The following is a 5,767-nucleotide window of genomic DNA, read 5'->3' on the forward strand; positions in this document are numbered from 1 at the left end:
GAAGACAAGAGTTATGATGACTTCCGATGGGACCTCCAGCAGGTAAAACCCGTTGAGGTCAGTGGTCGTTCCCCTGCCTCCCGCCAGTACGTTCACATCGCTGAGGGGCTGGTTTTCCTGGCCGAGGACGACACCCGTAATCGTTGCCGTTTGTCCGGACACGGTACAGGCAAAACAGAAAAAAAGGGAAAGCGATAATAGTCTGAAGGGGTTCAAGAGCCTAACTTCTGAAAAAACTACTCGTAAAGGTAGTGGAATTCCCGACATTGTCGGTGACCACTACTTTGAGGTCGCATTGCTTCTTGTCCAGGATCTTGTCGTCAAAATTATAGGTGATGGTATTGTTCTTCGGTTCGTATTCCATCAGGATCCACTCCCCGTTCAGGGTGGCTTCGTAGGAAGCTATCCCGCTGAGGTCATCCGAAATGAGCAGGCTCAGGTACCTGTAATTGGTCAGCCACTGTTTCGATTTGAAATTCTTTGGCCGTATGGTCGGGGGAACCGTGTCCCTGGCCAGGGTAAAGGTGCCCAGTGATCTCGTCCGGGTCGAAAAGCTGGCGCCCCTTTTGTAGGTCTTCATATAATCAGGCCTCAGCCGCTCATCGAGACGTGCAATAAATGCGGTTTTGAGGAAACCCTCATCGTACCCCTGCGTATCAAAGGTGAGAGTGAAATTCTTGTGTGCAGGAACGGAGTTGTTATGGATGGTGACGGTATCATTGTTCGACTTCAGGTCGATATAGAAATCCTCATAGAAGGTATTGGCGGGAAAGAAAACCCTGGCCCTGCCCAGGTCAAAGTTATTGGGTTTGCCAGCGGAGATATAGTGATCAGTCTTTAATACCTCTTTCTTTTCCAGAGGTATTTCCCTTCTTCCCTCTACGGGGATCACAACCCTGCTGGAATTGCCGGCCAGATCTTTGAGAGTGATCTCCACGGTGTAGTTCATTCCGGGTAATACGGTTAGTTTTCCGTCATTTTCCAGCTGCTTGTAAATACTCAGATCATTGCCATTCCACTTAAAGCAGCGCTGGATGCGCCTGCGGTATTTAGAAAGATATTCGTAATCTATAAGGGTGTTGATCAACCGGGTCTCCCCAAAGGAAAAGGAATCGAAATCAAAAGCAGCAGTCACCCGGCCGTTTACTTTCTGCTCGAGTTCGTACAACCCGTTCTGATTAGCTGCCAGGTCCTGCCGGTCATAGGCTGCCACCCCGAATCCGATAGTGCCAATCGCGATGACCTCGGAAGCGAGATAAGATCCATCGGCCTGCCTTGTCAGAGACAGTTGTACCCTGTCCTCACTTTGGTTGACCACCGCATCCCCAGAGAGGGGGTAGGCGTAGAGGCCCTCCAGGGTGGGATTGGTGGCATCCCTTACATCCAGCCCGTAGAGCAGGGGGTTAGTGGGTTTTTCGGTAAGGCTGCTCCTGATCTCAAAATGAAGATGGGGACCCGAAGACCCACCCGTGTTACCGGAGTAGGCCACCAGGGAATCCTTGCTGACCTTTAGTTGACCGTATTCTGGGAAAACCTCGATCTCATAAGACCGGTTGCGGTACTGGGTCTGCTTGACATAGGCCTCAATTTCCGGACTGAATTTCTGTAAATGCGCATAGACCGAAGTATACCCATTGGGATGGGCAATATACAGGGCTTTCCCGTACCCCCAATGGGACACTTTGATCCTGCTCACCGTACCGTCGGCAATGGCATAGACCGGTAACCCCTGGCGCTGCCGGGTTTTGATATCTATTCCCGAATGAAAGTGGTTGGATCGCAATTCTCCGAAGGTTCCGGCGAGGATCAGCGGAATATCCAGAGGGGATCGAAAGGCATCCCTGGGATAATTTTCCTGGCCCAGGATGTACTGTGCTGACAAAATGCAAAGCAGGATGAGACTCTTCTTCATAGACGTGGGTTAGCACGAAATTAAATAATAGGTGCAATATTTTAAAATAAAACTGGGAGCTCATTGCAATTCTCCTCTCCGGAAATCCCGGGATTCGGGACCTGCAGTAATAAATGTAAAAACTATTGCGAAGTCGTCCCAGGAATGTTAACTTTGTTTGAAAGCATTGGATTGCCTATGAGCGAATTGGTTGATATTGTTGATTCCCTTGAAAATAAGATCAGTAAGTTATTGCACAAGGTGGAATTGCTCAATCAAGCTAAAGGAAGACTGGAGGACGAATTGATCCAGATCAGACAGGATCACGAAGCCACAAAGAACTCCGTAAAAGAATGGGAGGAAAAATATGAATCCCTCAAGCTGGCAAATTCAATGCTGGGCAGTGAAAACAATAAAACAGAAGCCAAGCTCAAAATAAATACATTAATCAGGGAGTTGGACCATTGTATCTCCCAGCTCGCTGAATAGTGGACTCAAAATATGGCGGAGAAACTTAAAATCAAGTTGTCGATTGCAGACCGTGTTTATCCCCTGACCATCGACCCGAGTCAGGAAGAAGGGCTGCGAAAGGCCGCTAAGAATATCGAGCAGCTCGCCAAAAAATTTGAGCAGAATTATGCCGTGAGGGATAAGCAGGATGTACTGGCCATGTGTGCCTTACAGTTTGCCTCCAAGATCGAACAGCGCGGCATAGACAGGATAGAGGACACCCGGGAAGTCGTAGAGAGACTGACGGCCCTTGACCAGCTGGTAAACGAAAAGCTTAGCTTGAAATAAGTTCTTTAACATACATAATTTACTGCCCACATTGGTAAATAAATTTTGACGAACTCAACATTAATTAGATTAAAAAGGGTGAGTTTAGATTGTAAAAGCAGGCCTTCCAGAAAGGATCCTTGAGCAGTCTGTTAGCCCTAAACCTGTTTATAGGAGTTTGTACAAAACTTCCATCAATGTGGGCTTTTTTTATTCTTTCCGGCCGACTGAATCCGGAAAGGTAAAAGGGGTAAATCCTGTGAATATTTTCATTGGTTTCCCCGGAATATGCTCGGAGGACCGTGTTCCTCCCAAAACATTACTAACTCATGGACACTACAACAATACTCATCGCGGGGGTCATAGGGCTGATCATAGGTTTCCTGATCGCCAAGTTCCTCGAAAAAGGGAAGGCCTCAAAAACCCTGGCCAATGCCAAAAAAGAAGCCGCCGCCCTCCTGAAGAATGCCGAGGCAGAAGGAGAAAATATCAAGAAAGACAAGATCTTCCAGGCGAAGGAAAAATTCCTGGAATTGAAGGCGGAACACGAAAAGGTCATCATCAACAAGGAGAAGAAGATCTCGGAGTCTGAAAAACGAACCCGGGATAAAGAATCCCAGGTAAGCAGTGAACTGGCCCGGAATAAGAAGCTGAACGAACAGCTCGAAGGAAAGATCAGGGACCTGGACCACAAGGTGGAATTATACGAAAAGAAGCAGACTGAACTGGAAAAGTTACACAAGAGCCAGGTACAGCAACTGGAGGTGATCTCCGGTCTTTCGGCGGAAGAAGCCACGAATCAGCTGCTCGAGTCCTTGAAGGAGACCGCAAAATCGGATGCCATGGCCTTTATGCAATCGACCCTGGAAGAAGCCAAGCTCACGGCTCAGCAGGAGGCAAAAAAGATCGTGATCAACACCATCCAGCGTATTGGTACAGAAGAGGCCGTGGAGAATTGTGTCTCTGTCTTTAACCTTGAATCTGACGATGTCAAAGGTAGGATCATTGGCCGTGAGGGACGGAATATCAGGGCCCTGGAATCTGTAACCGGTGTGGAGATCATCGTAGATGACACCCCGGAAGCCATCATCCTTTCCTGTTTTGATTCCGTACGCAGGGAGGTAGCCAGGCTGTCCCTGCACAAACTCGTGACCGATGGCCGTATCCACCCGGCCCGTATCGAGGAGGTGGTTCGCAAAACAGAAAAACAGATCGAACAGGAGATCGTGGAGATCGGGAAACGCACTGTGATCGACCTGGGGATACACGGTCTCCACCCAGAACTCATCAAGGCGGTGGGCCGGATGAAATACAGATCGTCTTACGGCCAAAACCTGTTGCAGCACTCCAGGGAAGTAGCCAAGCTCTGTGGGGTGATGGCAGCCGAACTCGGGCTCAACCCCAAACTGGCAAAACGCGCGGGATTGCTCCACGATATCGGAAAGGTACCGAATACGGAAACCGAGCTCGAGACCCCACACGCCATCCTGGGGATGCAGTGGGCAGAGAAATACGGGGAGAAACCCGAAGTGTGCAATGCCATAGGAGCACACCATGACGAGATTGAGATGAATACCCTGATCTCCCCCATCATTCAGGTTTGTGATGCGATCAGCGGGGCCAGACCGGGGGCCAGGAGACAGGTGCTGGATTCCTATATCCAGCGACTCAAGGACCTGGAGGATATTGCTTTTGGTTTCGGAGGGGTGCAGAAAGCTTATGCCATTCAGGCCGGAAGGGAACTAAGGGTCATCGTCGAAAGCGAAAAGGTCAGTGACGAGAAGGCGGCCCAGCTCTCTTTTGAGATTTCACAGAAGATACAGACCGATATGACATATCCCGGGCAGGTAAAAGTGACCGTGATACGGGAGACCCGGGCCGTGAATGTAGCCAAGTAATCGATTACGCGTTGCGGTACTGTTATTATCGGAATTTCTCCTGAACAGACAGGTCTTTACACTTTCTTACTCAGGTTTATCAATCCAATTATCGGCCCAAGGGCAAGGATAGAAAAGATCCAGGCCGGAGGGATAACGTCCTGTATGGTGTTCAGTAATTGGATGCTCAGGACGGTGATCCCAAATCCGATACAATTCACCAGGGTTAGTGCAGATCCTTTCAGGGGTCCTTCGGCGTTCTGCGCTACCAGGGTGGAGAACAAGGGTGAATCTGCGATCACCGCCATACCCCAGAGCAGGTAAAATGTGAGGAGAACCGTGATAGAGGACTGAAAAAAGAACAAGGGGGATAACAAGCAGCAGGCACATGACAACAGCAAGGCGTAAAAGGCAGTTTTCTCACTTCCCAACCGTTCAGAAAGAAATCCGCCCGCTGCACATCCGAGAGCACCTATAGCTATACTCCAAAAAGCCCAGAGGGAGGTATCGATATGGAGCTGCCAAGTTTCCTGATAAGCCCCTAAAACGAAGGGGACAAAGGCCCAGAAGGCGTAAAGTTCCCACATATGCCCAAAGTACCCTATGGCGGCCTGTCGGAGTTTCCGATTGCCAAAGATCGTGAAGACGGCATTCCATCGGAATTCAATAGCCGCTTTTCGATAGGGTCCATCGGGAATCCCGGCCCAGACCAATGCTCCTCCCGCGAATGCAAGGCTGGTCGTCGCGATGACCACGTACCTCCAGTCCGACAGTAAAAAATTACCCTTAAGCAGATGCGGCAGGGCCGTTCCCAGCACCAGGGCTCCTACCAGGAAAGAGAGTGATCTGCCCAGCCCTTTTTCAAAATAATCAGCGGCGATCTTCATCCCCACCGGATAAATCCCGGCCAGGAAAAATCCGGTTAACAGTCGGGAAGCGAACAGGGTGAGCAGGGTATTCTCTTCCCACATCAAAATCAGGTTGGTACTCCCCGCAGCCAGGGCAGAAACAAAGAAGACCTTAGAGGGCGAATAGCGGTCGGCAAGGGTAGTCACAGCAAAAACCAGGGTTCCGGCGATGAAGCCCAATTGAACTGCCGATGTGAGATGCCCCAGGGAATACGATGTGAGTCCGTACTCAAGGATCAGGTCTTCCAGCACTCCATTTCCCGCAAACCACAGGGAGGTACAGAAGAATTGAGACAATACGATCAGGAGCAGGA

The 5,767-nt window shown here is 49.8% G+C and carries 6 protein-coding genes and 1 other RNA gene; 4 read left to right on the forward strand and 3 right to left on the reverse strand.

The genetic code is table 11. The features are described from left to right. Nucleotides 1–216 (reverse strand): hypothetical protein (locus ABYP73_RS10970; protein ID WP_372974351.1); only part of this gene is annotated, 216 nt, incomplete at its 3' end. Nucleotides 217–220: 4 nt separating this feature from the next. After that, nucleotides 221–1,912 (reverse strand): M23 family metallopeptidase, encoded by a 1,692-nt coding sequence (locus tag ABYP73_RS10975; protein ID WP_372945396.1) that lies wholly within the window; start codon nt 1,910–1,912, stop codon nt 221–223. A gap of 177 nt (nt 1,913–2,089) precedes the next feature. On the opposite strand from ABYP73_RS10975, the gene ABYP73_RS10980 reads away from it, so the two are divergent. From ABYP73_RS10980 to rny, 4 genes are all read left to right on the forward strand, one after another. Next, nucleotides 2,090–2,380 carry a hypothetical protein gene (locus ABYP73_RS10980; RefSeq protein ID WP_188369322.1) on the forward strand — a complete coding sequence of 97 codons (291 nt, stop codon included), beginning with the start codon at nt 2,090–2,092 and terminating at the stop codon, nt 2,378–2,380. 12 nt (nt 2,381–2,392) lie between these two features. After that, nucleotides 2,393–2,689: a cell division protein ZapA gene (locus ABYP73_RS10985; RefSeq protein WP_372945395.1), complete on the forward strand. Its 297-nt coding sequence runs from the start codon at nt 2,393–2,395 to the stop codon at nt 2,687–2,689. 52 nt (nt 2,690–2,741) lie between these two features. After that, nucleotides 2,742–2,848, forward strand: a non-coding RNA gene (gene ssrS, locus ABYP73_RS10990) — 6S RNA. A gap of 149 nt (nt 2,849–2,997) precedes the next feature. Next, nucleotides 2,998–4,566, forward strand: coding sequence for a ribonuclease Y (gene rny, locus ABYP73_RS10995; RefSeq protein ID WP_372945394.1), 1,569 nt, complete (start codon nt 2,998–3,000; stop codon nt 4,564–4,566). A gap of 56 nt (nt 4,567–4,622) precedes the next feature. Here the strand turns inward: rny and ABYP73_RS11000 are convergent, their stop codons facing one another. Continuing rightward, nucleotides 4,623–5,765: an MFS transporter gene (locus ABYP73_RS11000; RefSeq protein ID WP_372974352.1), complete on the reverse strand. Its 1,143-nt coding sequence runs from the start codon at nt 5,763–5,765 to the stop codon at nt 4,623–4,625. Nucleotides 5,766–5,767 lie beyond the last annotated feature (2 nt).

Source organism: Muriicola sp. (assembly GCF_041567615.1).
GTDB lineage: Bacteria > Bacteroidota > Bacteroidia > Flavobacteriales > Flavobacteriaceae > Muriicola.

Bases quoted from the DNA above. Each gene is read 5' to 3' on its own strand.
- rny (WP_372945394.1), top strand. From the start codon at position 2,998: ATGGACACTACAACAATACTCATCGCGGGGGTCATAGGGCTGATCATA.
- ABYP73_RS10975 (WP_372945396.1), bottom strand. From the start codon at position 1,912: ATGAAGAAGAGTCTCATCCTGCTTTGCATTTTGTCAGCACAGTACATC.
- ABYP73_RS10985 (WP_372945395.1), top strand. From the start codon at position 2,393: ATGGCGGAGAAACTTAAAATCAAGTTGTCGATTGCAGACCGTGTTTAT.
- ABYP73_RS10980 (WP_188369322.1), top strand. From the start codon at position 2,090: ATGAGCGAATTGGTTGATATTGTTGATTCCCTTGAAAATAAGATCAGT.